This window comes from Ruegeria arenilitoris (assembly GCF_013031355.1).
GTDB lineage: Bacteria > Pseudomonadota > Alphaproteobacteria > Rhodobacterales > Rhodobacteraceae > Ruegeria > Ruegeria arenilitoris_C.
On the sequence record NZ_WPZO01000026.1, the window covers coordinates 1 to 2,673 of the forward strand.

Consider the following 2,673-nt stretch of genomic DNA (forward strand, 5'->3'; position numbering starts at 1 on the left):
CAAGGACGACGAAATGACTCATCACTCTCCCATTACTGCGAATGAGCGTGTTTATCCGCAGCCGAAAGTTCCAGCCATTGCGATCTGTCTGGACGGGTGCGAGCCGGAATATCTGGAAGTGGCGATTGCCAAGGGGCTGATGCCGACGCTCAAGCGTATTCGGGAAACCGGTACCGACCGCCTGGCGCATTCGGTGATCCCCAGCTTCACCAACCCCAACAACCTCAGCATCGCCACCGGGCGCCCGCCGATTGTACACGGCATCTGCGGCAACTACCTGATCGACCCCGACAGCGGCGAAGAGGTGATGATGAATGACGTGCGGTTCCTGCGCGCACCGACCATCTTCTCGCAATTCTACGACGCGGGCTATCGCGTCGCCATGGTCACCGCCAAGGACAAGCTGCGCGCGCTGCTGGGCGCTGGCCTGAAGTTCGACGAAGACCGCGCGGTTGCGTTTTCCTCGGAACGCTCGGGTGAGACCACCAAGGCCGAGCACGGCATCGACAACGCCAGCGACTGGCTGGGCATGCCGGTCCCCGAGGTCTATTCAGCCGACCTGTCTGAGTTCGTGTTCGCCGCGGGCGTCAAGCTGCTCAAGGAATTCAAGCCGGACATCATGTACCTGTCGACCACCGACTACATCCAGCACAAGTTCGCCCCTGATCAGCAGGGCGCGCTGGATTTCTACGCCATGTTCGACAAGTATCTGGGCGAACTGGACGAGCTGGGCGCCGCCATCGTCGTCACCGCCGACCACGGCATGAAGCCCAAGCACAACGCAGCGGGCGAGCCCAACGTGATCTATGCGCAGGACCTGATGGACGAGTGGCTGGGCAAGGACGCCGCCCGTGTCATCCTGCCGATCACCGACCCCTATGTGGTGCACCACGGCGCGCTGGGATCGTTCGCCACGGCTTATCTGCCGGAAGGGGCGGACAAGGCCGACATCATGGCCCGGCTGGACGCGATCGAGGACATGATCCTGGTGGTCGACAAGGAAGAGGCGATCCGCCGCTTTGAACTGCCTGCCGACCGGATCGGCGACATCGTCATGATCTCGGGCGAGACCATGACCATCGGCACCTCGGCCGACCGTCACGATCTGGCCGCGCTGAAGGAACCGCTACGCAGCCATGGTGGCCTGACCGAGCAGGAGGTGCCCTTCATCGTCAACCGCGTCATCGATCTGGGCAACGCGCCCGAGCTGCGCAACTTTGACGCCTTCTTCTACGCCACCACAGCGGCGGCCCAGTAAATGGACGGGATCATGAACACATCCGACATCCGCAACGAAGGGATGCGCATTGGTGGAGAGGTTGTCTTCACCGAGGCCACCGTCCCTGTGCGTTACCCCTATACCAACGAAGTGGTCGGCCATGTGCCGGCCGGCACCGCCGAGCACGCCCGCAAGGCGTTCGAGATCGCGGCGAATTACACGCCCAAACTGACCCGGTACGAGCGCAGCCAGATCCTGCAACGCGCAGGGGAACTGATCGGCGAAAAGCGCGAGTATCTGGCCAAGTGGCTGACGTTGGAGCTGGGCATCTGCCACCAGCACGCGATCTACGAGACCAAGCGCGCGCAGGACGTCTATCAGTTCGCCGCCGCCGAGGCGCTGAAGGACGATGGCGAGATCTTCTCGTGCGACCTGACGCACAACGGCAAGGAACGGAAGATCTTCACCAAGCGTGAACCGGTCAAGGCCATCAGTGCGATCACCCCGTTCAACCACCCGCTGAACATGGTCAGCCACAAGATCGCCCCCGCGATTGCGACCAACAACTGCATGGTGTGCAAACCGACCGAGTTGACGCCGCTGACTGCGCTGACGCTGGCGGATATCCTCTATGAGGCCGGTCTACCGCCCGAGATGTTCCAGGTCGTCACCGGCTGGCCGCAGGACATCGGCGAAGAGATGATCACCAATGAACACATCGACATCATCACCTTCACCGGCGGTGTTCCGGTGGGCAAGATGATCGCCTCGAAAGCGGGTTACAAACGTCAGGCGCTGGAACTGGGTGGCAATGACCCCCTGATCGTTCTCAACGACCTGAGCGATGCCGATCTCGAGAAAGCCGCGACCATCGCCGTGGCCGGGGCCACCGGCAACTCGGGCCAGCGCTGCACCGCGATCAAGCGCATTCTGGTACAGGAAAGCGTGGCCGACAGGTTCGTGCCGCTGGTGCTGGAGAAGGCCAGGAAGATCAAGTTTGGTGATCCGCAGGACCCCGCGACCGAGCTGGGCTGCGTGATCCATGCCGAAGCCGCCGAGCTGTTCGAAAAACGCGTCTACATGGCCGAGGAAGACGGGGCGGAAATCCTCTATCACCCCGGCCGTCAGGGTGCCTTGCTGCCGCCCATCGTGGTCGACAAGGTGCCCCATGACAGCGAGCTGGTGATGGAGGAAACCTTCGGCCCGATCGTGCCCATCGTCCGCGTGCCGGACAATGACGCCGAGGTGATGGCGATCTCGAACAGCACCGAGTTCGGCCTGTCCTCGGGCGTCTGCACCAACGACCTGAACCGCGCGATTGCCTATATCAACGGCCTGGACGTCGGCACCTGCAACATCTGGGAACAACCCGGCTACCGCATCGAAATGTCCCCCTTCGGCGGCATCAAGGACAGCGGAAACGGCGTCAAAGAAGGCGTCATCGAAGCCATGAA

Annotated in this window: 2 protein-coding genes; both read left to right on the forward strand. The window is 62.2% G+C overall.

The window, feature by feature from the left end:
• Positions 1 to 13: 13 nt before the first annotated feature.
• A complete protein-coding gene (phnA, locus tag GOX63_RS23600) occupies positions 14 to 1,258 on the forward strand; it encodes a phosphonoacetate hydrolase (protein WP_170329185.1) in 1,245 nt (414 codons plus the stop codon).
• A 12-nt stretch (positions 1,259 to 1,270) separates the two neighbouring features.
• A partial coding sequence (phnY, locus tag GOX63_RS23605) for a phosphonoacetaldehyde dehydrogenase (protein WP_170329187.1) occupies positions 1,271 to 2,673 on the forward strand: 1,403 nt, incomplete at its 3' end.

Bases quoted from the DNA above. Each gene is read 5' to 3' on its own strand.
- phnA (WP_170329185.1), top strand. From the start codon at position 14: ATGACTCATCACTCTCCCATTACTGCGAATGAGCGTGTTTATCCGCAG.